General features: G+C 64.7%; 1 protein-coding gene and 1 pseudogene. Both read left to right on the forward strand.

Features of this window, described 5'->3' with window-relative positions; all coding sequences use genetic code 11:
* Nucleotides 1-268, forward strand: a pseudogene (locus EOA24_RS40455) (ornithine decarboxylase); the annotation flags it as partial.
* A 98-nt stretch (nucleotides 269-366) separates the two neighbouring features.
* The coding region (locus tag EOA24_RS40460) for a hypothetical protein (protein ID WP_133375094.1) at nucleotides 367-547 on the forward strand (181 nt) is incomplete at its 3' end.

Consider the following 547-nt stretch of genomic DNA (forward strand, 5'->3'; position numbering starts at 1 on the left):
CGCAAGGCGCGGTCTCGCCGAGACCATGGACGAGGCGATCCGCTACCCGCTGGTCCCCCGCCATGACGGCTCGGAGACCGCGCCTTGCGTGCTCGCCGGCCCGACCTGCGATTCGGCCGACGTGATGTATGAGAAGACGCCTTATCCGCTGCCCTTGTCGCTGACCATCGGCGACGAGGTGCTGATCGAAGGCACCGGGGCCTACACGACCACCTACTCGGCGGTCGCCTTCAACGGCTTCGAGCCTCTCCGATCCTACGTGATCTGAGCCGTTCGCAAGAACCGCTCAGATCGACCGGCGCGGGCGCCTGTCGCCCGCCCAGGCTCGCTTGTGGAACAGATCTCCGCTCGTGAAGGATCGCGGATATGGAATACCTGATCAAATCGGCCATCGCGGCCACCGAAATTGCCCCCTCGTCCGGACCGTCGGATGAGCTTTTCTCCGCGGGGGAGAAGAGCCCGATTGCGGCAGTGCTTCGTGGCGCATTTTCTTACGGCGAACCGGTTTCCACTTCGCCTGAAAATGCGCTGGCGCCCTCCCTTGCCC

This window comes from Mesorhizobium sp. M2A.F.Ca.ET.039.01.1.1, assembly GCF_003998035.1.
GTDB lineage: Bacteria > Pseudomonadota > Alphaproteobacteria > Rhizobiales > Rhizobiaceae > Mesorhizobium.